Below are 25,166 nucleotides of genomic sequence, written 5' to 3' on the forward strand. Positions count from 1 at the left end.
TCATGAGAACTGTTGTTTGGCAATCATTAAGTGAAACCCAGCAAGATGCGGTATTAGAGCGTCCAGCGATAGCTGAAGGGGCGAATATTACCGCTGCGGTTGCTGAAGTGATTGCGCAAGTTCGCCAGCAAGGTGATGCAGCGTTAGTTGAATTAACGGAAAAGTTTGATCGCGTAAAGCCAGAATCCATTCGCGTCTCTAAAGCGGAAATTGATGCCGCTTCAGCGCGACTGACTGAGCAAATGAAGCAAGCGCTCGAGCAAGCGTATGCCAATATCGCTAAGTTTCACAAGGCGCAAAAGCCACAGCCAATTAAAGTTGAAACACAGCCGGGCGTGTTGTGTGAGCAAGTCACTCGCCCGATTCAAAAAGTGGGGCTGTATATTCCCGGTGGTAGTGCACCGCTGCCGTCAACGGTATTGATGCTTGGTGTACCCGCGCAAATCGCGGGTTGTCAGAAAGTGGTATTGTGTTCACCACCGCCGATTGCTGATGAAATTCTTTATGTCGCCAAGCTGTGCAATATTGATGAAGTTTACAATGTAGGCGGCGGTCAAGCGGTGGCGGCGATGGCATACGGTACTGAAACTGTCGCGAAAGTTGATAAGATCTTTGGTCCGGGTAATGCCTATGTCACAGAAGCTAAGCGACAAGTGAGTAACGATTTTCGCGGTGCGGCGATTGATATGCCAGCCGGACCTTCAGAAGTGTTAGTGATTGCAGATGAAAGCGCTGATGCCGACTTTATCGCCGCAGATTTGCTAAGCCAAGCAGAGCACGGTCCGGATTCACAAGTGGTGCTAGTCACTCCTTCACCAGTGATTGCGGATCAAGTATCGGATGCAGTGCAGCGTCAGCTCAAAGAGCTAACTCGCGCCGACATTGCCGAAAAAGCCCTGGCTTCGAGTTTGATCATTATTTCTGAATCGCTGACTCAAGCGGTTTCTATCTCGAATTACTACGGTCCTGAACACTTGATTGTACAGACTAAGAGCCCACGTGAGCTTTTGCCTTTATTGGATAATGCGGGCTCGATTTTCTTAGGGGATTGGTCGCCAGAATCCGCGGGTGATTACGCCTCTGGTACTAACCACGTGCTGCCAACTTATGGTTATACCCGCACCTATTCGAGCCTTGGCTTGGCGGATTTCTCTAAGCGTATGACGGTTCAGGAACTATCAGCCGAAGGTTTACAAACACTCGCGCCAACGGTCGTGACGATGGCAGAAGCAGAAGGCTTAGACGCGCACAAGCGAGCTGTTACAATTCGCGTAGAGAAGTTGCTTCAACGAGGAGAAGCGTAATGGAAAAGTTAGCACGTAAACAGGTTCAGCAGTTAACACCTTATCTTTCTGCGCGTCGTATCGGCGGCAGTGGCGACGTGTGGCTCAACGCGAATGAATCTCCGTTCGACAATGAATATAAGACCGATTTTACTCGTTTAAATCGCTACAGTGAGTGTCAGCCTAAAGCCTTAATTGAAGCTTACGCTGCCTATGCGGGCGTGAAGCCAGAGCAAACCTTAACTTCACGTGGTGCGGATGAAGGTATTGAACTTTTAATTCGCGCATTCTGCGAGCCGGGTGAAGATGCGATTCTATTTTGTCCACCGACTTATGGTATGTATGCCATCAGTGCTGAGACTATCGGGGTGGAGCGCAAGACTGTTCCGCTAACAGCGGATTGGCAACTTGATTTAGCGAGCATAGAAGCCAACTTAGATGCGGTGAAATTGGTGTTTGTTTGTAGCCCAAATAACCCAACCGGCAATTTAGTTAAGCGTGAAGACATTATCAGCTTACTAGAGATGACCAAAGACCGCGCGATTGTGGTGATGGATGAAGCGTATATTGATTTTTGCCCTGAAGCTTCAACGGTCGATTTGCTCGCGCAATATTCAAACTTAGCGATTCTGCGCACCTTATCAAAAGCGTTTGCGCTTGCGGGGCTGCGCTGCGGATTTACGCTTGCGAATGAAGAGCTAATTGGTGTGCTTAATAAGGTGATCGCGCCTTACCCAGTGCCAGTGCCAGTGGCGGATATTGCGATTCAAGCGCTGTCTGAAGCCGGACTGGCACGCGCGAAGTTCCAAGTTTTAGACCTCAACGCTAACCGCGCTTATCTACAAGTCGGCTTATCGATGATTGCCGATGTGCAAGTGTTCGATGGTTGGGGTAACTACCTACTGGTGAAATTCCCTGATGGCGATGCGCTATTTAAAGCGGCTTGGGACAGCGGCATTATTTTGCGTAACTCGCCGATTGAAAATTGCGTGCGTATTAGTGTCGGTAATCGCGACGAATGTGAAAAGACCTTAGGTTTTATTCGTAATTTCTACGCTTAGTAACGGGCTGTCAAATTAGAGACACCACAAATAAGATAGTGCGCTCTGGCTTGAGGGCGAGGGCGCTAAATTGATAAGGATATTCCAGTGAGCAAGCAGCAAAAAATCTTGTTTATCGACCGTGACGGCACGTTGATCGTTGAGCCACCAATCGACTTCCAAGTTGATCGCCTCGATAAGCTAAAACTTGAACCTTTCGTTATTCCAAGCTTACTTGCACTGCAAAATGCAGGTTACCGCCTAGTGATGGTGACGAACCAAGATGGTTTAGGCACCGACAGCTACCCACAAGCCGATTTTGACGCCCCACATGACATGATGATGGAGATCTTTTCCTCACAAGGCGTGAAGTTCGACGATGTTTTGATCTGCCCGCACTTTGAAGAGGACAACTGCTCATGTCGTAAGCCAAAGCTTGGCATGGTGAAAGAGTATCTCCAAAGTGGCAAGGTTGACTTCCAGCATTCAGTGGTGATTGGCGATCGCGCAACGGATCTGCAATTGGCAGAGAACATGGCGATTCGTGGCATTCAATATCATCCAGAAACCATGGGTTGGCAGCAAATCCTCAAAGATTTGACGGTTAACGCACGTATCGCGGAAGTGATTCGCACCACTAAAGAAACCGATATTAGAGTGCGCGTTAATCTTGATGAGCAAGGTGGCAACCAGATTTCAACAGGCTTAGGCTTCTTCGACCACATGCTGGATCAGATTGCCACCCACGGTGGTTTCCAGATGATTTGCCAAGTGGAAGGTGATTTGCATATCGATGATCACCACACAATCGAAGATACCGCACTGGCACTTGGGCAAGCGCTTAAAGATGCACTCGGTGACAAACGCGGCATCGGTCGATTTGGTTTTAGCTTACCAATGGATGAGTGTTTGGCGCAGTGTGCACTTGACTTATCAGGTCGCCCGTACCTTAAGTTTGACGCCGAGTTTAGCCGCGAGCAGGTAGGTGACCTTTCGACTGAAATGGTGGTGCATTTCTTCCGCTCATTAACCGATACTCTCGCTTGTACGCTGCACTTATCGTCGTCTGGTGATAATGATCACCACATCATCGAAAGCTTATTTAAAGCTTTTGGTCGTACATTGCGCCAAGCCATCAAAGTGGAAGGTACAGAACTACCAAGCAGCAAAGGCGTATTGTAGGAGGCATTATGAAACAACAGAAAGTCGTCATTATTGATACCGGTTGTGCCAATGTCTCCTCGGTTCGATTTGCCATTGAACGCTTGGGCTGCCAAGTTGAAATTTCCAAAGATCCTCAAGTGGTTTTGGCTGCTGATAAGCTGTTTCTACCCGGCGTAGGCACGGCGAGTGAGGCAATGAAAAACCTCGAAGAGCGCAATCTGATTAGTTTGGTAAAGCAGGTAGAAAAGCCGCTCCTTGGCATCTGTCTTGGTATGCAACTTTTAGGCAAATTTTCCCAAGAGAAAGGTCAGAAAGCGGACGCGCAAGTTGAGTGTTTAGGTTTGTGTGACGGTGAAGTAAAGCTGATGCAAACCGGTGAACTGCCATTACCACACATGGGCTGGAATACCGTCAAATCTCTACCGGAACATCCGTTATTTAAAGGCATTGAAGAAGGCGAGTATTTCTACTTTGTGCATAGCTTTGCCATGCCTGTTGGTGGCTACACTATTGCGGAATGTGATTATGGTCAGCCGTTCAGCGCCGCGGTGCAAAGTGGTAACTATTATGGGGTGCAATTTCACCCTGAGCGTTCAAGCAGCGCAGGCTCAAAACTTATCGAGAATTTCTTAAATTTGTAGAGGGACCTACACGTGATCATTCCAGCGTTAGATTTAATTGAAGGACAAGTAGTTCGCCTTTACCAAGGTGACTACGGTCAAGTAACAGAATACAAGGTTGATCCGGCTGAGCAGTTCAACCTCTACCACCAAGCGGGCGCCAATTGGTTGCACTTAGTTGATTTAACGGGTGCGAAAGACACCACCGCTCGTCAGCTTGATCTTATCGCTAAGCTACTCGCCAGTACGCCTGCCAACATTCAAATAGGCGGCGGTGTGCGCAGCGAGCAAGATGTGGTCGACTTGCTAGAAGCGGGCGCACAACGTGTCGTTGTTGGCTCAACTGCCGTTAAGCAGCCAGAGCTAGTGAAAGGTTGGATGGAGAAATATGGTGCGGAGAAAATTGTCTTGGCACTGGATATCAATATCGATGCTGACGGTACACGCAAAGTGGCGATTTCAGGTTGGCAAGAAGACTCCGGCGTCACCATTGAAGCGCTGATCAATGACTACTTAACGGTTGGTCTAAAGCATGTGCTCTGCACCGATATATCGCGTGATGGCACGCTCGCAGGCTCTAACGTTGAGCTTTATGTCGACCTTTGTAAGCAGTACCCACAAGTGCAGTTTCAATCTTCTGGCGGTATCGGCAGCTTAGCTGATATTGAAGCGCTGAAAGGCACTGGCGTGGCAGGTGTCATTGTTGGTCGCGCTCTACTGGATGGCAAGTTTACCGCAGAGGAGGCATTTGCATGTTGGCAAAGCGAATAATTCCGTGTCTCGATGTGCGGGATGGACAGGTAGTAAAAGGCGTTCAGTTTCGCAACCATGAAATCATCGGCGATATTGTTCCGCTAGCAAAGCGTTACGCAGAAGAAGGCGCAGATGAGTTGGTGTTTTACGATATTACCGCATCAAGTGACGGTCGCGTGGTTGACAAAAGCTGGGTGAAACGCGTAGCGGAAGTGATTGATATTCCTTTCTGTGTTGCCGGTGGTATTAAATCGGCAGAAGATGCGGCGCGTATTTTAGAATTTGGCGCGGATAAAGTGTCAATCAACTCGCCAGCACTGGCAAACCCTGAGCTTATCACTGAACTCGCCGATAAATTTGGCGTGCAGTGCATCGTTGTGGGCATCGACTCTTACTACGACAAAGAGACGGGCAAATATCAGGTGTATCAATTCACGGGTGATGAAGCGCGCACCAAAGCAACCCAATGGCAAACCCGTGATTGGGTACAAGAAGTGCAAAAGCGTGGCGCGGGTGAAATTGTCCTCAACATGATGAACCAAGATGGCGTGCGTAACGGTTACGATATTGAGCAGCTTAATATGGTGCGTGAAGTGTGTAAGGTACCACTGATTGCATCGGGCGGCGCTGGCGCGATGGAGCACTTTGCGGAAGCTTTCCATAAAGCGAACGTTGATGGCGCACTGGCGGCATCGGTGTTCCACAAACAAGTGATTAATATTGGCGAATTAAAGCAGTACCTACTAGCACAAGGCGTAGTAGCACGACCAGTTGAGGTGAAGTTATGAGTTTTCAAGTGAGCGATATCGCGGCACTAAGCGAGCGTATTGACTGGGATAAAGTGGATGGTTTGTTGCCTGTAATTGTGCAAGATTTCCAGTCAAGCCAAGTATTAATGATGGGTTACATGAACCAAGATGCGTTGGCAAAAACCGGCGAAACAGGGCATGTGACCTTTTATTCCCGTACCAAGCAGCGTCTTTGGACCAAAGGAGAAACCTCGGGCAATGTATTGAACTTAGTTAATGCAGCGCTTGATTGTGACAACGACACCTTATTGGTTAAAGTCAATCCAATCGGTCCGACTTGCCACACGGGTACCACAACCTGTTGGGATGGCGATAAGCAAGAAGAGTCGCAATTGGTTTGGCTTCATCAACTTGAACAGCTCTTGGCTGCTCGTAAAGATGCCGATCCCGAGTCATCCTACACCGCTAGTCTCTATGCCCGTGGCACCAAACGTATTTCGCAGAAAGTGGGCGAAGAGGGCGTTGAAGTCGCGCTTGCGGCAACGTCGGGTGACAAGGCGGAATTAGTCTGTGAATCTGCTGATCTCATCTACCACTTGTTTGTTCTGCTTCAAGACCAAGGCTTGTCGTTCAATGATGTGATCAACAAGCTTAAAGAGCGCCACAAATAACCACTTGTTGACTAAAACCACTCAAGGGTTGCTGAAATAAGGCAACCCTTTATTATTTTCTCCTTTCTCGATCCTTGCATCCGTAGCTCAACAAAGTTGAGCGTTCCGTAATCCGTCTTCCCGAATCCGTAATCCGTAATCCGTCGTCCGTAAGCGAAGCGTTCCGATTAATTTACCGATGACAAATTGCAAAAATCAGGTAAAGTATCGGCTTTCGTAAGTAATTGCCTAGAAAACCGCGTTTACGTGGTAAAAACATAATTTAGGCAAGTGGTAAGACTTAAATAGGAAGAGCAATGATTCTAGTTGTAGGTCACAAGAACCCTGATAGTGATAGTATCTGTAGTGCAATCGTAGCAACTGAGCTACTTAAAGCACGTGGCGTTGAAGCAATGCCAATTCGCCAAGGCGAGATCAACCGCGAAACTCAACACATTCTAGAAGTAGCTGGCGCTGAAACTCCAGTTCTACGTACTTCTGTTGCTGGCGAGCAAATCTGGTTAGTTGACTACTCAGATCTAGCACAAGCACCAGACGATGTGGCTGAAGCAGAAATCCTAGGTATCGTTGACCACCACCGTCTAGGTGACGTGATGACAGTGAACCCAATGGAAGCTTGGATCTGGCCTGTAGGTTGTACAAACACTGTACTATTCAACATGTTCAAGATTGAAGGTCACGCAATCACTCCTCAAATCGCTAAGCTTATGATGTCAGCAATCCTTTCTGACACTGTAGGTTTTGCTTCTCCAACTTGTACGCAAAAAGATAAAGATGCGGTTGCTGAACTAGCAGCAATTGCTGATGTACAAGATGTTGACGCTTTCATCAAAGATCTACTGATCGCTAAGACAGACATCGAAGGTCTATCTGCGGCTGAACTTGTTGAGAAAGACCTTAAAGGTTACCCATTCAACGGTCGTGACGTAGTAGTAGGTCAAGTTGAGCTTGCAACTCTAGAGCAAGTTGACGGCATGATCGATGCACTTGAAGCTGACCTAGAGCGCCGTTGCGCTGAAGAAGGTCTAGCATTCGCAGCTGTGATGCTAACAGACATCACAACAGCGCAAACTCGTCTACTTTACAAAGGTGAGTGGGCTGAGAAGCTAGTTAAGCATGAACAAGACGGCATGCTAATGATGGAAAACACGCTAAGCCGTAAGAAGCAAGGCTGGCCATGGCTACAAACTGAGCTTGCTTAATCCATTGGTTAACTGAGCACAGAATGATTTTGAAACCCATCTTCGGATGGGTTTTTTTATATCAATTTACTTTAGCAATTTACTCCAGCATTTTTCGTAGTGGTGCAGAGCGTGAAATATTGACTGCATCCTTTAGCAGACCACTGCGTTGATACTGTGGCAGTAAAAAATCAAGCTGCTTTGTGACCTGCGATTTGGTCATGCCACTTTTGAGCGATGGTTCGTAAAGGAGTTTGAGTAATACCACATCGAGCGGTGATAAAAGATCATCCGGCGTGTAGTCATTAAAGATAGAAGGGTAGGCGAGTTGTGAATCATTCGGTAGCCCCATCACTTGGGTGATCTCCTCCACAATGCAAGCGAGCAACTTACCATGTGCACGGCTTTGATCGACAGGGATGATAATCGTCGCCTTAACAATCTCTTTGTTTTGTACTGAGGTGCGATAACTGGCTTTACAAATGGCGCCGCGAATATGCTGCAGTGCATCTTTGCCCATTTCTTGGCTGATATCCTGATGCCACAGTGACTCGCGGGTAAATATCCATACCACATTGGCTTGCTCGCGAGTTGCAACGCGATAGATGGGATGGTTAGTGACTAGCTGAAGATGTTGAAGGTGGGCGTCGACCAATTCATCATGCAGATCTTGATCGCCCACTTTATGTTTCACCCAAACCTTGATTGGCTGCTGCCACTTCACTAGGGGTTTATCGCCCGACGAGTATTCATTTTTCAGCGCCACATCAAGGAAAGCAGCGCGCACAAAACTGATATCGAGCCAAGTTTGTCCAGTTGCGTGGACAGAACTCGAACAGAGTAGCATTAGGAGAAGTGAGGCGATCCTTGCCACAATTCACATCCTTATCTGAAATTTGGCGCCTTATTAAAGTGGCTATCCACCAAACGCTGAGTGATAGTGCTTTGCGGGTTACTCAATACAGTGTGTGTATCGCCAGCTTCAACCACTTCGCCTTCATGCATCACCATAATTTTATCGGTGATATGTTTAACCGTGCCGATATGTTGCGATACGTAAACAAATGACACGCCCATCTCTTCTTGCAGCTCAAGAAATAGATTGATGATCTGTGAGCGCATTGCCATGTCGAGACCGTTCAACGCTTCATCCGCGACGATGATCGACGGCTGCAGAATCAGTGCCCGAGCCAAACATACACGCTGCTTTTGACCTGTTGCGAGCATCTGTGGATAGAAGTACGCATGCTCTGGTAACAAGCCGACGCGCAATAGCGTGTCTTTTACACGTTTTACTCGCGCCTCTGGCGGCATGTTGGTATTACGCTTCAATGGACCTTCTAAGATATTACCAATCTGAATTTTTGGATTCAGTGAGGTGTTGGGATCTTGGAAGATCATGCGAATGAGCTTACAGCGAGTCGAATAATCTTTGTGTTCCAGCAAATCGCCGTTGACTCGGATCTCTCCCGACGTCGGCTCAACCATGCCAGCCAGCATGCGTGCAAGTGTCGATTTTCCCGAGCCATTTTGACCAATAAAACCAATAGTTTGTCCCGCTTCTAAACTGAAGCTGACAGGCTGCACCGCAACGTGCTCTTTCTTACGAAATAGCCCCGGGCGACTGATGAAAACCTTGGACAGGTCGGTGACTTCTAATAATGCACTCATCCTTTCTTCTCCGTGTTGAGTGGGAAGTGGCAAGCGTATTTGTGGTTTTTAATTCGTTTTGGCATCGGAATTTCTACGCACTGACGCTGAGCATAAGGGCAACGAGGACCAAGGCGACAGCCAATCGGCAAATGTTGCAATGGCGGTATCGAGCCCGGAAGCGATTGTAATTTTTGCTTATGTGGAATCCACTCTGAGAAATCTGGCATCGCTTTAAGCAGTGCTGCTGTATAAGGATGTTTTGGTTTCTCGAGGATTTTATCTGTATCCGCCGACTCTACCGATTGCCCACAGTACATTACGGTGATGCGATTTGCCCACTGGGTAATGGTTGTCAGGTCATGACCGATCAACAAGATACTGGTATTGTTGATTTGGTTCATGCGACTTAGCAGACGCAAAATTTGTGATTGAGTGATTGGATCCAGATCGTTGGTCGGTTCATCGGCGATCAGCAATTTTGGCTTGGCGGCAATTGCCATCGCAATCATGACCTTTTGACACTCACCATCGGTCAATTCATACGGATAACTACTCATGATCTGGCGGTGATTTTTGATGCCGACTTTATGCAGCAGGGCGATCGCTTGTTTGCGACGCCATTGAAAACGCTGCCACCATTTCCCGTCAAAAGAGCGTGAAGGAATGGACTCAATTAATTGTTTTCCCACCTCTTCTGAAGGGTCGAGACAGGTAGACGGTTCTTGAAATATCATCGCGATATCACGCGCGATTACGCGGCGTCGCTCACGAGGGGTGAGCTGAAGTAGGTCAATGTTGCCAAGGCGCATACGGTCCGCAGTGATAGTCCAGTTGTCTTTACAAACGCCGACAATCGCTTTCGCGACCAAGCTTTTGCCTGAGCCAGACTCACCCACTAAACCACGAATTTCACCTTCATTGAGTGTCATACTCATACGGTCAACGGCTTTCACGCGACCTTGTGGCGTTTCGATTTCAATCGTCAGGTGTCGAATATCTAACAACGGCATTATTCTACCCCTGCATTTAGAGCTTGGCGCACGCCTTCACCCACTAAGTTTACAACCACGACAGTAAACATGATGGCCAATCCCGGTAGTGTTACTGTCCACGGAGCGAGATAAATCAGCTCTACTGAATCACCCAAAATCGCACCCCATTCAGCACTTGGGGCTTGAGCGCCTAAACCAAGGAAACCCAACGCAGTAATATCTAAAATGGCAATAGAAAGCGCCAAAGTAAATTCGGTGGCAAACACCACTAATACGTTAGGTAGGATCGAGTTCCACAGGAGATAGAAGTTATTCGCACCATCTAGGCGGGCGGCCATAATGTAGTCTTTCTCGATTTCAGTATGGACAGCGATATAGATCGAGCGAATAAATCTCGGGATCAATGCGATACAGATCGCCAGTAACACATTGAATTCACCAAAGCCGAGAAAGGCAACGAAGATAATCGCAAGCAGCAGCGACGGGATAGACATTACGGTATCAAGTAGGTGGTTTAACGTACTTGATATTAAGCCTTTGGTCATGCCCGCTAGAGTGCCGATAGCACTGCCTATTGCCGCAGCGATAACGGTAATCAGTACCGCTGCACCAAACGTTGGTTGCGAACCAATGATCAGGCGCGACAAGATATCCCGCCCTAAATCATCGGTGCCAAGAAAATACTCAACCGTGCCCGCAGGGCTCCAAGAAGGAGGTAAGAGCAGTTCACCACTTTGTACTTGTGGGTCGTGCGGTGTGATCCATGGGGCGATAATGGTGAGAAGCGCAATAATGATCAGGCACCACAAACCAAACATGGCTAAGCTATTGGCGCGGAAACTACGCCAAAAGCGCTCAAACTGAGTAGGGATGCGCTCTTCTTGATAGACGTTATCGGTTAGCATACCACTCTTTCCTTACCAATGGGTTGATCATCGCGCCAATCAAATCTGAAAGAATATTGGCAGTAAGTACCAATGTTGCCACAACGATTACGCCAGCTTGAATCGCCACGTAATCTTGGTTGGCGAGGGCGTCTAACAACCAACGTCCGATGCCTGGCCAGTTGAAAATGGATTCTGTGACAATCGTTAAGGTCAACATACTAGAGAGCTGTACCCCGATTTTCGGGATGATTGGCGGAATGGCATTACGCAGTACGTGCTGCATAACGATTTCTCGCGTAGATAGACCTTTGATGCGTGCCGCGCGAATATAGTTTTTACTCATCACTTCAGAAACCGATGCTCGCATTAAGCCGATAACTTGTGTTGTCGGTGCCAGAGCGAGAACAAAACACGGCAAGATCAGGTGGTTGATCACGCTTTGTAGCGCATGAGCACGTTGTGGTCCTTCAGTTAAAAATGCATCAATTAGCGCGAAACCAGTAATGTGATCAATTTGATAAAGCAGATCGTAACGTCCGGCAACAGGGAACATTTGATAATGGAGTGAGAACACCATGATCATTAATAGTGCCACCCAAAAGATTGGCGCTGAGTAGCCAGACATCGAGGTAAACGAGATAATGGTATCAACCCATTTTCCTTGCTTCATACCCGCGATAGTGCCGACAGGGATGCCGATGATCAATGAGATTATAAAGGCAATTAACCCTAGCTCTAGAGTGGCTGGGAACACCGTTTCTAGCTCATCAATAATCGGTACGCCGGCTTTGTTAACACCAAAATTGAGGTGGGTGAGCTCGCCAATATAGCTGGTCCAACCGCCCCAGAAGCTTTGCATTGCCCAATGTGAGCTTGGGTCGAGACGTAATAAGCTGTAACCGACAATGGTTAAGATCAGTAACGTAATAATAAATAAGTTCAGTCGTCGAATTGTGTAGAGAAACATCTAGCGAATCCTCTCTACTTGGTCGAATGGCTGAGCATTGAATGGGCTCATTTTAAAACCTACTAACGAACTATCATGCGCTTGGAACTGCATTCCGTGGTTCAGTGGTATCACCGGGAACTCAGAATTGAGAATGTTCTGCGCTTGTTTATATAAGTTAATGCGATAACGAGGCGTTTCCACTTCCAAAGCTAAATCTAGTAGGAAGTCGAAGTCCGGATTACACCAGCTAGAGATATTTGGACCAGCAAGCTCTGCATTACACGAGAGTAATGGTCTTAGGAAGTTATCTGGGTCACCAGTGTCCGCAATCCATCCCGTTAAGTACAGATCGATTTTATCACTATTTTCGTTCGCCACCCCGCTAAATCGGTCATCGGTTAACAGATTAAGCGTAATACCGATATCTGCCATATTGGCTTGGATCAGTTCCGCGGTTTTTCTCGGGCTAGGATTATAAGAGCGAGGCTCAAGCGGTACGAGCATATTCAGTGTCAGTCCATCGGCATAACCCGCATCACGTAATAGCGCAATCGCATAGTTGCGATCATAACGTACTTGGATACTGTCGCCATTATAGGCCCAAGAGTTTTGTGGCAGAACTGAGAAGGCTTGGCTACCTGTGCCGTAATAAACCGAATCGAGGATATTTTGACGATTGATTGCGTGGTTTAGCGCACGTCTTACTCGTACATCACTTAGTGCTGGATGCTCAGTATTCACCGCAATGTATGAGATGTTCATTGCTGGCTTGGCTGTGAGTGTTAACTGTTCATGCGCTTCGATAGTCGGAATTTGGCTAGAGCGTGGAGAGGTCAATACATCACATTCGTTGCGCAGTAATTTTGCCAGTGTGCCGGTGCCACGGTGGGAGATATCAAACACCACTTGCTTCATCTTCGCTTTACCAGCCCAATAATTATCGTGACGTTTTAAACGAACAAGATCGTTGACTTGGTAGTCATCTAAGTAGAAAGGACCCGTACCGACCGGCTTGCTATCTAAGAAGCTCAATTCATCGCTCATCAGCAGTTGGTCGGCATACTCTTTCGAGTGAATGACGGCATGGCTGGTGGCGATATTAGACAAGAATGTATTGTCAGGCTTAGCGAGAATAAATTTAACTCGATAGTCATCTAACTTAACCACGTCCAGCAAAAGGTTTTGAAAGTCGATACCATTAAACCAAGGGTAGCCGCTGCCAACATGATGAAAAGGGTGGTTAGGATCGATAATGCGACGGAAGCTAAACACCACATCATCTGCGTTTAGTGGGCGTGTTGGTGTGAACCAATCGGTGGTTTGAAAAGCGACATTCGGTTTTAACGTGAACTGATATTCCGTGCCTGCTTCATTCACCTGCCAGCTTTCCGCAATACTTGGCTTAGGTTGGTAAGTTTTGCTATCTAGCGTCAAAAGCGTATCAAATAACTGAGAACTGAGTGTTTCAGAAGTAATACCGCTATCCACCAACTGCGGGTTAAAGGTTGCTGGTCCTGCTTGACCACAAAATACGAACCCAGTTTGGCGTGCTTTCTCGTGACTGATTTCTTCACCACACCCAGCCAATAGGCCAGCGGCGAAGAAACTGATTGTCAATTGTATGATTGCTCTCATAAGATCTAGCGTTTATAGCGCAAAGGAACCGTTAATTATGCCTAACGGTCATTGCAATGACTACTAATTGTTTTGATAAAACAGCTTACTTGTGTACACCTAAGTAGCCACCTGTACTGGTTATTTACCAGTTAGCTCATACTTTCTAACCATACCACGTAGTTGATGATAACTTAGACCTAACAAATCGGCAGCTTTACGCTGATTAAACTTACTTTCTTCGAGCGCAGCTCGCAGTAGTTGTCTGTCTTGCTGTTCCTGCCACTCCTTGTAGTCGAGTGGAAAGGAAAAACTGCTGATATCGTCGGCTTCTTTTTGATTATCGTCCGTGTTTGGTGTTTCTCGTGCAAAAGGATTAAACACCAACTCATCAATCGCAAAGTCCGAATTGCCGTTTTGATATACTGCGCGCTCTACGACATTCTTGAGTTCTCGCACGTTACCCGGCCATGAATACTCTAATAATTTTTGCTGTGCTTCGGCAGTAAAACCGACAAAATAATCGAGTGATAACTCACGACACATTTTTATCGCGTAGTATTCCGCCAAAAGCAAAATGTCTTCTTTTCTCTCTCGTAGCGGCGGCAGATGAATCACATCAAAGGCTAAGCGGTCGAGAAGGTCTGCACGAAATAGTCCTTGTTCTGCCATTGCTGGTAAATCCGCATTGGTGGCGCAGACTAAGCGAACGTTGCTGTTGAGCATATCGTGTCCACCAACTCGTTCGTACTGACCATATTCAATCACGCGTAATAACTTCTCTTGCACCATTAACGGTGCGGTCGCGAGTTCATCCAAAAACAACGTGCCATTTTCAGCGCGCTCGAATCGACCTTTATGTCGACCTTTAGAGCCAGTAAATGACCCTGATTCGTGACCAAACAGTTCTGAGTCAATCAAGCCTTCACTTAATGCTGAGCAGTTGAGTGATATGAGTGGCTGATCCCATCGTTTCGACAGATAGTGGAGGCGCTGTGCAATCAACTCTTTACCGGTCCCTCGCTCACCTATGATAAGTATAGGTCGTTCGATATTCGCCAGCTTAGAAACTTTGTCTAAGACCGAGAGAAAGGCCGGGGACTCGCCTATCAAGTTTTGTTTCATAGTCAGCTGCGCTCATAGAGTTGGTAAATTTCACCTATAGTTGGTTAAATTTGTCATGTATACAAGGGGTCATTTGAGTGTTATTTATTAAGTTGTTGAAATATAAATAATTATAAACTTGGCACGGAGTTTGATTATACACATATGTCTTAACTCGAAATGATAAATGTAAAGGAGTCGTCCATGGGTATTTTTTCTCGTTTCGCCGATATCGTAAATTCAAACATCAGTGCTTTGCTGGATAAAGCTGAAGATCCAGAAAAAATGATCCGCTTGATTATTCAAGAGATGGAAGACACGCTGGTGGAAGTACGTACTAACTCTGCAAAAGCCATTGCAGATAAAAAAGAGTTGGCGCGTAAAGTTGAAGCGATTGAAGACCAAGTGTCTGAATGGCAACAAAAAGCAACGTTAGCGCTGACTAAAGAGCGTGAAGATTTGGCGCGTGCTGCTTTGATTGAAAAGCAGAAGTTGCAAGATGTGTTAAAAGGTCTTCACACTGAGCAAACGCTAGTTGAAGAGACGATTAATAAGTTAACTGGTGAAATTGGTAAGCTAGAGAGCAAAATCACTGAAACGCGTGCTAAACAGCAAGCGTTAGCGATTCGTAGCCAAACTGCCTCAAATCGTCGCGATGTTCAGCGTCATCTGCACACAGCTCGTACAAGCGAAGCGATGGCGAAATTTGACCAATATTCGCGTAAGATTGATGAGCTTGAAGCGGAAGCAGATCTGTATGCGAAAACAGGTCAAGGTAAGTCGCTTGATCAAGAGTTTGCTGAGCTACAAGCGCAAGATGAGATTGAGCAAGAGCTAGCAAAGCTAAAGCAACAAATGGAAGAAAAGAAATAGTTGTTACTGCTCAGCTTATACCAACAAAATAGGCAGGTAGACCTACCTGCCTTGTGTCGATGAATTTAGGAGTTACTTATGTCTTCGTTTTGGATTGCAGGACCACTGATCGTTTTCCTGATTTTTGTGGCTCCATTATGGTTGATTCTTCACTACCGCAGTAAGCGCAAAACCAGCAGTGGATTATCGCAAGAAGATTTTCAGCGTTTGGAGCAGCTTTCAGAGCGTGCTGAGTCAATGCAAAAGCGTGTCGATACGTTAGAGCGAATCTTGGATGCGGAGTCGCCGAATTGGAGGCGCAACTATGAGTAAAGAACTGTATCGCGATACGATCAATGGTAAGTTAAGTGGTGTTTGTGCGGGTCTTGCTAACTATATTGGTGCAGAAGTTTGGGTGGTGCGTATCTTAGTGATTTCGGCAGCACTGCTTGGTGGCTCATTCCTAGTATTGCTGGCCTATATCGCTTTGACGTTGATGCTGGAGAAACAGCCGGCAAACTATGTAGAAAGTTTACGAGCCAAACAAGAGCACAAACTAAAAAATAAACCGTGGCAAGCAGGGCAATCACCAGAGCAACTACTGGATACCTTAGACAAAGACTTCGCGCAGCTTGAAGGTAAAGTGCGCCGTATGGAGGCTTATGTCACTTCAGATACGTTTAAAGTGAATCGTGAGTTTAGCAAGTTGTAACGCCAATACTCAATTCCACATCTAAAACTTGAGAGGTTGCATGACCTCTCAAGCTATTCATTTCCTTAACGAATATAACCACTCAAAGTGGCAGAGTAGAGTTCGGTCATCTATCTTTTGGTAAAGGCTAACAAGCCCGCTAAGCAAATGGATGATTGATTATGCCCAAGATTTTACTGATTTTTACTATAGCTCTAATGCTGTTAGGCTGTGGTAAAGAGCTTCCTCCTGTCCCCGAACCTGACTCACGACCCGCCAAACTTTTCTCTGTCACCGTAGGGAATTCTGCTTTTGAACGTCGTTTTCCAGCTACCACCGAAGCGGGCGATCGAGCGGTTCTTGCGTTTCGTGTCCCCGGATTATTGCAAACTATTGATGTGGTCGCCGGGCAGCCGGTTATGAAAGGGCAAGTGTTAGCGACTCTTAACCCCGATCAATATGAACTGCTGGCGCAGCAAGCACAGGCTCAATATCAACTCGCCGATGTCCAGTATCAACGCAATAAGAAGTTGCGCCGTGACAAAGTTGTATCTGAGCAAGATTTTGACCAAGCAAAAGCCAATCGAAACTCAGCAAAAGCGACGTTGGATCAAGCCAATGCAAACTTGCGTTATACCCAATTAGTTGCCCCTTACGATGGCACAATCTCACTGATTCCTGCCGAGAATCATGAATATATTGAGGCGAAGCAAGGGGTGATGAACATCCAGACGAACGTCTTAATGAAGGTGTTTTTCCAACTTCCTGATCATCTGTTAAATCGTTTTTCAACCGGCGCCAATCCTGAGGCGTATATGTCGTTTGATGCCTTTCCTGGCAATGAGTACCCGCTGACTTTCCAAGAAATTGATACCGAAGCGGACCCTAAAACGGGTTCGTATAAAGTGACCATGGTTATGGAGCGTCCACAAGATACCGGTATTTTACCCGGCATGGCTGGCTCGATTAGAGTTGTCGCCGCAAGTTCGACCGCAACCAGTATCCCGACCTCTGCACTGTTTGAAGAGAACGGCAAAACGTGTGTTTGGCGAGTGAATCAAGAGGGTATTGTCGAGAAAGCGGCGATTGAGTTAAACGAACGTCAACAAGTAGTCTCAGGGCTCAATGATGGTGACCAAATCGTGATTTCTGGGGTGAGTGGCATCGACAGCGGCATCAAAGTGCGCGAATGGATTAAAGAGCGAGGATTGTAATATGACCGACAAAATACTATTCGCCTTGCTTGCCAGTACCTTGATGACAGCCTGCGGTGAGCAAGTGACTTATTTTGATGCTGGGTTACCCAAAGTTGAAGTGGTTGAGGTTGAATCTGATCCCCCGACCGAGAGTCTCTATTTTCCTGCAGTTGCCAATGCGGCCGAGCGTTCACATTTGAGTTTCCGCGTCGCTGGGGAAATTAGCCGCGTCTACGTCAAAGAAGGCGATAAAGTCGAAAAGGGCGCGTTAATTGCTGAGCTCGAACCAACGGACTATCAATTGGAAGTGGATAACGCTGCGGCACGCTTTTCAGTAATCAATAGTCAATATCGTCGCTCTCAACCGCTGGTTAAAAAAGGCCTATTGGCCAAGTCGCAGTTTGACGAAATTGCAGCTCAAAGACGCATCGCGATGGCAGAGCTAGAACTGGCGAAATTACGGCTATCATTCACCAAACTGAAAGCGCCGGTGGAAGGCATCATCTCACGAGTTTCAGTCGATCAATTTGAAAACATTCAAGTCGGACAAAACATCGTCAACATCCATAGCTTAAACAGCGTGGAGATCCTTATCCAATTACCCGACCGTATCTACGTTAATCAGCCCGATCAAGAGCAGCTTGAGCAAATTGACGCGATTGTCAAAGTACCAAGTGGTAATGAATACCACGCCACCATCAAAGAATTCACTACTGAACCCGATCCACAAACGGGCACGTTTAATGTGACCTTGTCACTACCCATGCCAGACGATGAATACATTCTCGATGGTATGGCGGTTGAGGTGACCTCAAATAATGAAGAAGTAGGTTTGGATCTGAAGAAAGGGGTGCAGTTGCCCATTGAGGCGATATTTAATCAAGACGGCGATGACTTAGAACGAAGCAATAAGTTTGTTTGGTTGCTTAATCAAGACCAAACCGTTTCTAAGCAACAAGTAGTGATAGGTAAAGCGACGAAACGTTCAATTCAGATCCTTTCAGGTGTGTCTGCTGGGCAAAAAGTAGTGATTGGCGGAATGTCACGATTAACTGATGGTGTAAAAGTACAAGTTGTCGCCAAGGAGGCAGGTAATGAATAACCCACAACAACAGCCTCAATCGGATGATGATGTAACGGGGATTGCGGCGTACTTTATTCGTAATCGTGTGATCAGTTGGATGATTGCACTGATCTTTTTGATTGGCGGTGTCGCCTCGTTTTTCGGCTTAGGTCGACTGGAAGATCCCGCGTTTACGATTAAAGACGCCATGGTGGTCACTTCTTACCCAGGCGCGACGCCACAACAAGTGGAAGAGGAAGTCACTTATCCACTCGAAAAAGCGATCCAACAGCTTACTTACGTCGATGAAATTAACTCAATTTCTAGCCGTGGCTTGTCACAGATCACCGTGACAATGAAAAATAACTATGGCCCCGATGACCTGCCGCAGATTTGGGATGAATTGCGCCGAAAAGTGAATGACCTCAAAGGTTCCTTGCCACCAGGGGTGAACGATCCGCAAGTGATTGACGACTTTGGTGATGTATACGGCATTTTGCTGGCAGTGACAGGCGAAGGTTATAGCTACAAAGAGCTGCTCGATTACGTTGATTATTTACGTAGAGAGCTCGAACTGGTTGATGGGGTAAGCAAAATATCCGTCACGGGTGAGCAGCAAGAGCAAGTCTTTATCGAGATCTCCATGAAGCGTTTAAGCAGCCTCGGGCTCGCGCCGACCACGGTATTTAACTTGCTTTCGACCCAAAACATTGTTTCTAGTGCTGGGGCGGTACGTATCGGTAGCGAATATATTCGAATTCATCCGACTGGAGAGTTTCAAAACGTCGACCAGTTGGGGGATTTGATTATCACTGAAAGTGGCGCCCAAGGCTTGATTTACCTGCGAGATGTAGCAGAAATCAAACGCGGCTATATCGATGTGCCAACCAATGTGATCACCTTTAATGGTCGCGTGGCGCTAAACGTCGGGGTGTCATTTGCGCAAGGCGTTAACGTCGTGAAAATTGGTGAAAGCTTTGACCGTCGTTTGGCTGAGCTTAAATATCAGCAGCCTGTTGGGGTTGAGATCTCTGAAATCTATAGTCAACCGAAAGAGGTGGATAAGTCGGTACGTGGTTTTGTGGTCAGCCTTGGACAAGCGGTGGCGATTGTTATTATCGTTTTGCTGTTCTTTATGGGGCTACGTTCTGGGCTGCTAATTGGCTTGATTTTGCTGCTGACCGTTTTGGGTACGTTTATCTTTATGAAGTACTACCAAATCGATTTGCAGCGTATCTCGTTAGGTGCGTTGGTTATCGCCTTAGGGATGTTGGTGGATAACGCGATTGTGGTGGTCGAGGGAATATTGATCGGTACTCAGCGAGGGAGGACGCGGCTCCAAGCTGCCACCGACATTGTCACACAAACCAAATGGCCCTTGCTCGGCGCAACGGTGATTGCGGTTACCGCTTTCGCCCCGATCGGACTTTCGGAGGACTCAACTGGTGAGTATTGTGGCACCTTGTTTACTGTGTTGCTGATCTCTTTGATGCTGAGTTGGTTTACCGCGATCTCTCTAACGCCATTTTTTGCCGATCTGTTTTTCCGCGGGCAAAAGACACCACAAGGAGACGAAGATAGCGACCCATATAATGGGATGATCTTTGTTGTTTATAAGGGCTTCTTAGAGTTTTGTATGAAGCGCGCTTGGGTCACTATGGCTGTGTTAGTGCTGGGTCTGGTGGCGAGCATCTATGGCTTTACCCATGTAAAACAGTCTTTCTTTCCTTCTTCGACCACGCCTATATTCCAAGCGGATATCTGGTTGCCTGAAGGCACTGATATTCGTGCAACCAACACCAAACTGACTGCGCTTGAAAGTTGGATTGCAGAACAAGATGGCGTAGAGCATGTAACCACCACCGCAGGTAAAGGCTTACAGCGTTTCATGCTGACTTATGCGCCTGAAAAAAGCTATGCAGCTTACGGGGAAATTACCACCCGGGTTGATAACTACGAGATCTTGGCGGATCTCATGAGTCGCTTCCGTCAGCATCTTGAGCAAAACTTCCCAGAAGTAAACTATAAACTTAAGCAGATTGAACTTGGTCCTGGCGGCGGAGCTAAGATTGAAGCGCGCATTATTGGCTCAGACCCGACCGTGCTGCGGTCGATAGCGGCGCAGGTGACGGCCATTATGCATGCCGATCCTGGTGCGACGAATATTCGTCATGACTGGCGTCAACGAACTAAGATCCTTGAACCGCAGTTTAATGAGAGCCAAGCACGACGTTATGGTATTACCAAATCGGATGTCGATGATTTCTTGGCGATGTCCTTCTCAGGCAAGGCGGTTGGTGTTTATCGCGACGGTACCACATTGATGCCGATTGTTGCGCGCCTACCAGAAGAAGAGCGAGTTGATATTCGTAATATTGAAGGGATGAAAATTTGGAGCCCGGCGCTGAGCGAATATATACCGCTGCAACAAGTGACGTTGGGTTACGAGATGTTGTGGGAAGATCCGATCATTGTGCGTAAAGACCGTAAACGTATGCTGACCATTATGGCGGATCCCGACATTTTAGGCGAAGAGACGGCGGCAACACTGCAAAAACGTATTCAAGGTCAAATTGAAGCGATTGAACTGCCACCGGGCTATAGCTTGGAGTGGGGGGGAGAGTATGAGTCATCGGGTGATGCTCAAGCGTCCCTATTTACTACCATGCCACTTGGCTATCTGTTTATGTTCTTAATAACCGTGTTCTTATTTAATTCAGTTAAAGAGCCGTTGATAGTTTGGTGTACCGTGCCTTTGGCGATAATCGGTGTGACTACTGGCTTGCTGGCGCTGAATACGCCATTTGGCTTTATGGCACTACTCGGTTTCCTCAGTCTGTCGGGGATGGTGCTAAAAAACGGTATTGTATTGCTCGATCAAATCAATATTGAGATAGGTGCGGGTAAAGAGCCGTATACCGCGGTAGTTGAGGCAGCGCTCAGCCGTGTCAGACCGGTTTGTATGGCCGCAATCACCACCATTTTGGGAATGGTGCCACTGTTACCGGATATTTTCTTTAAGCCAATGGCAGTAACGATTATGTTTGGTTTAGGTTTTGCTACCGTGCTCACTTTGATTGTGGTGCCAGTGCTATATCGCCTATTCCATAAGGTAGCGGTTCCAAGTTAGTCGGTTCCAAGTTAGTCTAGGTGCAAGATGGATTAGTAGAGAATCATTATGGAATCACAAACGTGTGCGTGGGCACTGAAACACCCATTGGAGCAGGCTTATCACGATGCTGAGTGGGGCGTGCCTGTTTTTGATGACACAACCTTGTTTGAGTTTATAACCTTGGAAGGTGCGCAAGCGGGATTAAGTTGGATCACGATTTTGAAAAAGCGTGACGGTTATCGACAAGCGTTCGAGGATTATGATTTAGTGAAACTGAGTCAGCAGGATCAAGCGCGGGCTGAAGAGATCATTGCCAATTATGATGTTGTTAAACATCGCGGCAAGATAGCTTCCGTGTTTACCAATGCTCAAGCGGCGCTGGCTTTGATTGAGGAGTACGGCAGTTTATCGAACGCGTTGTGGCAGTTTGTCGATCACAAGCCCAAAGTGAACCATTGGAAAGAGATGTCACAGGTGCCAGTGTCGACTGAAGAGTCTAAAGCCTTGAGTAAATTTCTCAAAAAGCGAGGGTTTAAGTTCGTTGGTGAGACGATCTGTTATGCGTTTATGCAGGCGGTTGGTATGGTTGATGATCACTTGGTGAACTGCCCGATGAAAGGCAAGGCGATTTAGTGGCATTACTGCTCAGTGCATGCCGAATAAAAAAACAGCCCGCTTAGCGGGCTGTTTGGTGTTAAGTTGAAGCTTAAATGCTGATAGCCGCTAGAGCGAAGTAGCTTGTTCGAGGATCACCGCGTTATAGCGAGCCAAACCAGCTTCAAGGTCAGCAATTAAATCATCGACATCTTCTAAACCAATATGAATACGGATCAAAGTGCCATCAAAGTTCGGGTTTGCTACGCTGCGTAAGTAGTTAAAACTCTTGGGCTCATTGGCTAGAATCAAGCTCTCAAAACCTCCCCAAGAATAACCCATACTGAAATGCTTCATGCCATCTAGTAGAGCGGTCGTCGCGGTTGGATTGGTTGTTTTCATTACAAATGAGAACAGACCGTTGCCGCCGGTGAAATCACGTTTGAAGAACTCGTGACCCGGACAAGTCTCGAGCGCTGGGTGGCGCACATGGTCAACTTCCGGTCTGGTTTGTAACCATTGGGCGACTTTTAAACTGCTCTCGGCGTGTTGGCGAAGGCGAACATCTAGAGTGCGAATACCACGTAAACCAAGATAAGCATCATCGGCGGATACGCATTGTCCCATCAAGTAGCTCTGTTCACGCAGTTGATCCCAGTATTTTTCGCTCGCAACCGCTGTACCGAGCATCACATCTGAGTGGCCAACAATATATTTGGTCGCCGCTTGGATCGAAATATCAACGCCATGTTCAAATGGCGAGAAATTCACACCCGCAGCCCAAGTGTTGTCGAGCATGACAATCACGTCATGTTGATGGGCAATGCGCGCTAGGGTAGGCACATCTTGTACTTCCATGGTGATAGAGCCAGGAGACTCCAAAAATAGAACCTTGGTATTGGGTTGGATTAGATCGGCAATCTCCTCACCAATAGTGGGTGAGAAGTAAGTCGTTTCGACGCCCATCTTCTTCATGATCTTTTCGCAAAAATCGCGAGTAGGCTCGTAGCAAGTATCGACCATCAGAATATGATCGCCGCTCTCAACGAAAGCGAGAATCGCATTAGAGATAGCTGCTGTGCCACAAGGATATAGAGCACAACCCGCGCCGCCTTCAATTTCCACCATCGCATCTTGCAGGGCGAAATGGGTATGAGTACCACGACGACCATAGAAAAGCGTTTTGTTCGCACGATTGATGGTGGCGTGTTTTTTCTCTGCAACAGTGTTAAATACAACGGTTGAAGCGCGCTGAACGGGTGGGTTTACCACTCCATTCGTCCATTTTTTATCACGTCCAGCGGTGACATATTGAGTCTTTTTGCCTTCTGACATTTTCAGTCCTTGTCCTTAATCATGGGTATATTTAAAACATGCCCCAAGAGACAAAGCAAGACCCTCGCTTAGAGCGTTTAGGGATAAGATAAAAAAGACCGAGGCTTAGCTCGGTCTACGAAGGTTATAGCAGAGGGTTAAACAGATAAAAGGTTCGCTCCAGAAAACGCGAGAAGATTGAGCGTTGTCGCCAAACATCGAGTGAAACCGTGTGGGACTGTGCAATGTACTGATCTTGTAATTGATGCATTTTCTGGGTGAATTCTTGATCATCAATCGCTAGAGTGACTTCAAAGTTGAGCCAGAGACTGCGCATGTCCATATTCACCGTACCGACCAGACAGAACTGCTCATCAATCACGACTGATTTGGTATGCAATAAGCCGCCATAGAACTCGTAGATTTTTACGCCTGCCATCATCAGTTCGGTGTAGAAAGCGCGTGAGGCCCATTGCACCATCATTGAATCATTTTTATGAGGAATGATGAGCTCAACGTTAATGCCTCGCTGAGCCGTCATTTTCAATGTCTCTAACAAGTCGGCACTAGGCACAAAGTAGGGCGTCGTGATTCGTACTGATTTATTGGCTTGGTTAATCGCTAACGTCAGCACTTGATAAATCAAATACTCTGGCATGCCGGGACCAGATGGCACCACTTGAATCGGATGTTGAGCGGCATCCTGGTCTATTGGACATTCCGGTAGGTTAGGGAACGAACGTTGACCCGTTTCGACCTCCCAATCCCAGCAATGAATTGCCGAAAGTACGTTAACGGTAGGACCGGTTACTCTGACCATAATATCGATCCATTGTCCTACCCCCGAATCTTGCTTGAAGTAGGCAGGATCAACCATATTCATCGAACCGGTATAAGCCACTTTTTCATCGATGACGATAATTTTGCGATGCTGGCGCAGATCAAGTCGACGTAAGAAGATTCGCCAAGGCTTAACTTCGAGTGCTTGCACGACATTGATCCCTGCTTGCTGCATTTTTGCCAGCCATGGGCTGCGGAAAAAGCGAGGGCTACCCGCGGAGTCGAGCAAAAGTTTGATATCCACACCACGATGAGCGGCGAGAATCAGTGCATTGGCGACTTCGTCCGCCATACCGCCGGGATGCCAAATATAGAACACCATACGAATGCTATGTTTGGCTTGATTAATGTCCTCTATCACCGAACGCATAATTGCTTCAGGCGAGTTTTGTAGTGATAGTTCATTACCACTCAAAGCAGGAAGCCCTAATCGATTGTTACACAGTTCATCAATACGGTAGATGTGACGACCGAAGTTTTCTGGTGAGTGAGCATGGCAATCACTGAGCTGGGAAAACCAGTCAATAAATGGTTTGAGCATTTCTTTGGCGCGATCGGCGCGTTTGCGACCAAGGTTTAGTTCACCAAATAAAAAGTAACAGGCGACGCCAACAATAGGAATGATGTAAATCACCATCAGCCAAGCAAGAGAGACACTGACAGCACGACGTTTTAATACAACACGAAGCGTAACACCGGCGACTAAAACCCAGTAAAGAACAATGCTAGCCAAGGTGACGAAATGGTAGAACTTTTCCATTAACGATCTCAGTAAGAACAATTAGTTAAATACTAAGCCTAATTCCAGGCAGTTAACAACAAAAGCTGCCTAATTTGCTGCATC

General features: G+C 46.9%; 24 protein-coding genes. 15 read left to right on the forward strand and 9 right to left on the reverse strand.

Annotation, left to right across the window (positions count from 1 at the left end; all coding sequences use genetic code 11):
* The first annotated feature begins 2 nt into the window (after positions 1-2).
* The 8 genes from hisD (at position 3) to GZN30_RS03945 (ending at position 7,482) form a co-directional block, all read left to right on the forward strand.
* Entirely contained in the window at positions 3-1,304 is a 1,302-nt protein-coding gene (hisD, locus tag GZN30_RS03910) for a histidinol dehydrogenase (RefSeq protein ID WP_075649967.1), read from the forward strand.
* Positions 1,304-2,344 carry a histidinol-phosphate transaminase gene (gene hisC / locus GZN30_RS03915; RefSeq protein WP_075649966.1) on the forward strand — a complete coding sequence of 347 codons (1,041 nt, stop codon included), beginning with the start codon at positions 1,304-1,306 and terminating at the stop codon, positions 2,342-2,344. The genes hisD and hisC overlap by 1 nt, the downstream gene beginning before the upstream one ends.
* An 87-nt stretch (positions 2,345-2,431) precedes the next feature.
* Positions 2,432-3,505: a bifunctional histidinol-phosphatase/imidazoleglycerol-phosphate dehydratase HisB gene (gene hisB / locus GZN30_RS03920; RefSeq protein WP_075649965.1), complete on the forward strand. Its 1,074-nt coding sequence runs from the start codon at positions 2,432-2,434 to the stop codon at positions 3,503-3,505.
* Positions 3,506-3,513: 8 nt separating this feature from the next.
* Complete coding sequence (hisH, locus tag GZN30_RS03925) at positions 3,514-4,128, forward strand: imidazole glycerol phosphate synthase subunit HisH (RefSeq protein WP_075649964.1); 615 nt, start codon at positions 3,514-3,516, stop codon at positions 4,126-4,128.
* 12 nt (positions 4,129-4,140) lie between these two features.
* A complete protein-coding gene (gene hisA, locus GZN30_RS03930; protein ID WP_075649963.1) occupies positions 4,141-4,878 on the forward strand; it encodes a 1-(5-phosphoribosyl)-5-[(5-phosphoribosylamino)methylideneamino]imidazole-4-carboxamide isomerase in 738 nt (245 codons plus the stop codon).
* Positions 4,860-5,648, forward strand: coding sequence for an imidazole glycerol phosphate synthase subunit HisF (hisF, locus tag GZN30_RS03935; protein ID WP_075649962.1), 789 nt, complete (start codon positions 4,860-4,862; stop codon positions 5,646-5,648). The genes hisA and hisF overlap by 19 nt, the downstream gene beginning before the upstream one ends.
* On the forward strand, positions 5,645-6,280 hold the full coding sequence (hisIE, locus tag GZN30_RS03940; protein ID WP_075649961.1) for a bifunctional phosphoribosyl-AMP cyclohydrolase/phosphoribosyl-ATP diphosphatase HisIE: 636 nt from the start codon (positions 5,645-5,647) through the stop codon (positions 6,278-6,280). Before hisF ends, hisIE begins: the two co-directional genes overlap by 4 nt.
* Positions 6,281-6,576: 296 nt before the next feature.
* Positions 6,577-7,482 (forward strand): manganese-dependent inorganic pyrophosphatase, encoded by a 906-nt coding sequence (locus GZN30_RS03945; protein WP_075649960.1) that lies wholly within the window; start codon positions 6,577-6,579, stop codon positions 7,480-7,482.
* Positions 7,483-7,561: 79 nt separating this feature from the next.
* Here GZN30_RS03945 and GZN30_RS03950 read toward each other — a convergent pair whose 3' ends face one another.
* The 7 genes from GZN30_RS03950 to pspF form a co-directional block, all read right to left on the reverse strand.
* Positions 7,562-8,308: a DUF2927 domain-containing protein gene (locus tag GZN30_RS03950; RefSeq protein ID WP_075649959.1), complete on the reverse strand. Its 747-nt coding sequence runs from the start codon at positions 8,306-8,308 to the stop codon at positions 7,562-7,564.
* 38 nt (positions 8,309-8,346) lie between these two features.
* Positions 8,347-9,132: a peptide ABC transporter ATP-binding protein gene (locus GZN30_RS03955; protein ID WP_075649958.1), complete on the reverse strand. Its 786-nt coding sequence runs from the start codon at positions 9,130-9,132 to the stop codon at positions 8,347-8,349.
* Complete coding sequence (locus GZN30_RS03960; RefSeq protein ID WP_075649957.1) at positions 9,129-10,124, reverse strand: peptide ABC transporter ATP-binding protein; 996 nt, start codon at positions 10,122-10,124, stop codon at positions 9,129-9,131. The genes GZN30_RS03955 and GZN30_RS03960 overlap by 4 nt, the downstream gene beginning before the upstream one ends.
* Complete coding sequence (gene sapC / locus GZN30_RS03965; protein WP_075649997.1) at positions 10,124-11,011, reverse strand: putrescine export ABC transporter permease SapC; 888 nt, start codon at positions 11,009-11,011, stop codon at positions 10,124-10,126. Before sapC ends, GZN30_RS03960 begins: the two co-directional genes overlap by 1 nt.
* A complete protein-coding gene (locus tag GZN30_RS03970; RefSeq protein ID WP_075649956.1) occupies positions 10,998-11,960 on the reverse strand; it encodes an ABC transporter permease in 963 nt (320 codons plus the stop codon). The genes sapC and GZN30_RS03970 overlap by 14 nt, the downstream gene beginning before the upstream one ends.
* Positions 11,961-13,577, reverse strand: a complete 1,617-nt coding sequence (locus GZN30_RS03975; protein WP_075649955.1) for an ABC transporter substrate-binding protein — start codon at positions 13,575-13,577, stop codon at positions 11,961-11,963.
* 120 nt (positions 13,578-13,697) lie between these two features.
* On the reverse strand, positions 13,698-14,681 hold the full coding sequence (pspF, locus tag GZN30_RS03980; protein WP_075649954.1) for a phage shock protein operon transcriptional activator: 984 nt from the start codon (positions 14,679-14,681) through the stop codon (positions 13,698-13,700).
* 183 nt (positions 14,682-14,864) lie between these two features.
* On the opposite strand from pspF, the gene pspA reads away from it, so the two are divergent.
* The 7 genes from pspA (at position 14,865) to GZN30_RS04015 (ending at position 22,207) form a co-directional block, all read left to right on the forward strand.
* On the forward strand, positions 14,865-15,533 hold the full coding sequence (gene pspA, locus GZN30_RS03985) for a phage shock protein PspA (protein ID WP_075649953.1): 669 nt from the start codon (positions 14,865-14,867) through the stop codon (positions 15,531-15,533).
* A 78-nt stretch (positions 15,534-15,611) separates the two neighbouring features.
* Positions 15,612-15,845, forward strand: a complete 234-nt coding sequence (gene pspB, locus GZN30_RS03990) for an envelope stress response membrane protein PspB (RefSeq protein ID WP_075649952.1) — start codon at positions 15,612-15,614, stop codon at positions 15,843-15,845.
* Entirely contained in the window at positions 15,808-16,224 is a 417-nt protein-coding gene (gene pspC, locus GZN30_RS03995) for an envelope stress response membrane protein PspC (protein ID WP_171972064.1), read from the forward strand. Before pspB ends, pspC begins: the two co-directional genes overlap by 38 nt.
* A gap of 161 nt (positions 16,225-16,385) precedes the next feature.
* On the forward strand, positions 16,386-17,417 hold the full coding sequence (locus tag GZN30_RS04000; RefSeq protein ID WP_075649950.1) for an efflux RND transporter periplasmic adaptor subunit: 1,032 nt from the start codon (positions 16,386-16,388) through the stop codon (positions 17,415-17,417).
* 1 nt (position 17,418) lies between these two features.
* The gene (locus GZN30_RS04005; RefSeq protein WP_075649949.1) at positions 17,419-18,501 is read left to right on the forward strand and encodes an efflux RND transporter periplasmic adaptor subunit; all 1,083 of its coding nucleotides are present in this window, start codon (positions 17,419-17,421) and stop codon (positions 18,499-18,501) included.
* A complete protein-coding gene (locus GZN30_RS04010; protein WP_075649948.1) occupies positions 18,494-21,592 on the forward strand; it encodes an efflux RND transporter permease subunit in 3,099 nt (1,032 codons plus the stop codon). Before GZN30_RS04005 ends, GZN30_RS04010 begins: the two co-directional genes overlap by 8 nt.
* Positions 21,593-21,640: 48 nt before the next feature.
* Complete coding sequence (locus GZN30_RS04015; RefSeq protein WP_075649947.1) at positions 21,641-22,207, forward strand: DNA-3-methyladenine glycosylase I; 567 nt, start codon at positions 21,641-21,643, stop codon at positions 22,205-22,207.
* Between the two features lie 90 nt (positions 22,208-22,297).
* Here the strand turns inward: GZN30_RS04015 and GZN30_RS04020 are convergent, their stop codons facing one another.
* Together GZN30_RS04020 and cls are read right to left on the reverse strand one after the other, a co-directional pair.
* On the reverse strand, positions 22,298-23,503 hold the full coding sequence (locus tag GZN30_RS04020; protein WP_075649946.1) for a cystathionine beta-lyase: 1,206 nt from the start codon (positions 23,501-23,503) through the stop codon (positions 22,298-22,300).
* 124 nt (positions 23,504-23,627) lie between these two features.
* Positions 23,628-25,082 carry a cardiolipin synthase gene (gene cls, locus GZN30_RS04025; RefSeq protein WP_075649945.1) on the reverse strand — a complete coding sequence of 485 codons (1,455 nt, stop codon included), beginning with the start codon at positions 25,080-25,082 and terminating at the stop codon, positions 23,628-23,630.
* Positions 25,083-25,166: the final 84 nt, after the last annotated feature.

This window comes from Vibrio ponticus, from assembly GCF_009938225.1.
Classification (GTDB): Bacteria; Pseudomonadota; Gammaproteobacteria; order Enterobacterales; family Vibrionaceae; genus Vibrio; species Vibrio ponticus.

What these genes read in the sequence shown, in the direction of transcription:
- hisD (WP_075649967.1), top strand. Translation starts at nt 3, where the DNA reads ATGAGAACTGTTGTTTGGCAATCATTAAGTGAAACCCAGCAAGATGCG.
- hisC (WP_075649966.1), top strand. Translation starts at nt 1,304, where the DNA reads ATGGAAAAGTTAGCACGTAAACAGGTTCAGCAGTTAACACCTTATCTT.
- hisH (WP_075649964.1), top strand. Translation starts at nt 3,514, where the DNA reads ATGAAACAACAGAAAGTCGTCATTATTGATACCGGTTGTGCCAATGTC.
- hisF (WP_075649962.1), top strand. Translation starts at nt 4,860, where the DNA reads ATGTTGGCAAAGCGAATAATTCCGTGTCTCGATGTGCGGGATGGACAG.
- hisIE (WP_075649961.1), top strand. Translation starts at nt 5,645, where the DNA reads ATGAGTTTTCAAGTGAGCGATATCGCGGCACTAAGCGAGCGTATTGAC.
- GZN30_RS03945 (WP_075649960.1), top strand. Translation starts at nt 6,577, where the DNA reads ATGATTCTAGTTGTAGGTCACAAGAACCCTGATAGTGATAGTATCTGT.
- GZN30_RS03950 (WP_075649959.1), bottom strand. Translation starts at nt 8,308, where the DNA reads ATGCTACTCTGTTCGAGTTCTGTCCACGCAACTGGACAAACTTGGCTC.
- GZN30_RS03955 (WP_075649958.1), bottom strand. Translation starts at nt 9,132, where the DNA reads ATGAGTGCATTATTAGAAGTCACCGACCTGTCCAAGGTTTTCATCAGT.
- GZN30_RS03960 (WP_075649957.1), bottom strand. Translation starts at nt 10,124, where the DNA reads ATGCCGTTGTTAGATATTCGACACCTGACGATTGAAATCGAAACGCCA.
- sapC (WP_075649997.1), bottom strand. Translation starts at nt 11,011, where the DNA reads ATGCTAACCGATAACGTCTATCAAGAAGAGCGCATCCCTACTCAGTTT.
- GZN30_RS03970 (WP_075649956.1), bottom strand. Translation starts at nt 11,960, where the DNA reads ATGTTTCTCTACACAATTCGACGACTGAACTTATTTATTATTACGTTA.
- GZN30_RS03975 (WP_075649955.1), bottom strand. Translation starts at nt 13,577, where the DNA reads ATGAGAGCAATCATACAATTGACAATCAGTTTCTTCGCCGCTGGCCTA.
- pspF (WP_075649954.1), bottom strand. Translation starts at nt 14,681, where the DNA reads ATGAAACAAAACTTGATAGGCGAGTCCCCGGCCTTTCTCTCGGTCTTA.
- pspA (WP_075649953.1), top strand. Translation starts at nt 14,865, where the DNA reads ATGGGTATTTTTTCTCGTTTCGCCGATATCGTAAATTCAAACATCAGT.
- pspB (WP_075649952.1), top strand. Translation starts at nt 15,612, where the DNA reads ATGTCTTCGTTTTGGATTGCAGGACCACTGATCGTTTTCCTGATTTTT.
- pspC (WP_171972064.1), top strand. Translation starts at nt 15,808, where the DNA reads ATGCGGAGTCGCCGAATTGGAGGCGCAACTATGAGTAAAGAACTGTAT.
- GZN30_RS04000 (WP_075649950.1), top strand. Translation starts at nt 16,386, where the DNA reads ATGCCCAAGATTTTACTGATTTTTACTATAGCTCTAATGCTGTTAGGC.
- GZN30_RS04005 (WP_075649949.1), top strand. Translation starts at nt 17,419, where the DNA reads ATGACCGACAAAATACTATTCGCCTTGCTTGCCAGTACCTTGATGACA.
- GZN30_RS04010 (WP_075649948.1), top strand. Translation starts at nt 18,494, where the DNA reads ATGAATAACCCACAACAACAGCCTCAATCGGATGATGATGTAACGGGG.
- GZN30_RS04015 (WP_075649947.1), top strand. Translation starts at nt 21,641, where the DNA reads ATGGAATCACAAACGTGTGCGTGGGCACTGAAACACCCATTGGAGCAG.
- GZN30_RS04020 (WP_075649946.1), bottom strand. Translation starts at nt 23,503, where the DNA reads ATGTCAGAAGGCAAAAAGACTCAATATGTCACCGCTGGACGTGATAAA.
- cls (WP_075649945.1), bottom strand. Translation starts at nt 25,082, where the DNA reads ATGGAAAAGTTCTACCATTTCGTCACCTTGGCTAGCATTGTTCTTTAC.